A 285-nucleotide genomic window follows, 5' to 3' on the forward strand; every position below is an offset into this window, starting at 1 on the left:
TACATCTAAAGGTTTTGGTTTTATTATCGATACAGAAAACAACGAAAAATATTTTTGGCACGTTAGTGGATTGATTGATCAAATTGCAGAAAATGATAAAGGGTCTGTCGTGCTTGAAAGAGGGATGGAGGGGATGAATGCAGTTAAGGTTAAAAAAATATAATCGACCATAATTTAAATTATAAACCCATTAAGAATAATCTTAATGGGTTTTTTTTTATTAAAAAAATACAATATAAATTCTAGATGCTTATCAAATAATTTTTACTAAACATTTTATTATAT

At 26.0% G+C, this 285-nt stretch carries 1 protein-coding gene; it reads left to right on the forward strand.

The window, feature by feature from the left end:
- A partial coding sequence (locus V6251_RS15400; protein WP_445933627.1) for a cold-shock protein occupies positions 1-163 on the forward strand: 163 nt, incomplete at its 5' end.
- Positions 164-285 lie beyond the last annotated feature (122 nt).

Source organism: Olleya sp. Ti.3.14 (genome assembly GCF_038154885.1).
Classification (GTDB): Bacteria; Bacteroidota; Bacteroidia; order Flavobacteriales; family Flavobacteriaceae; genus Olleya.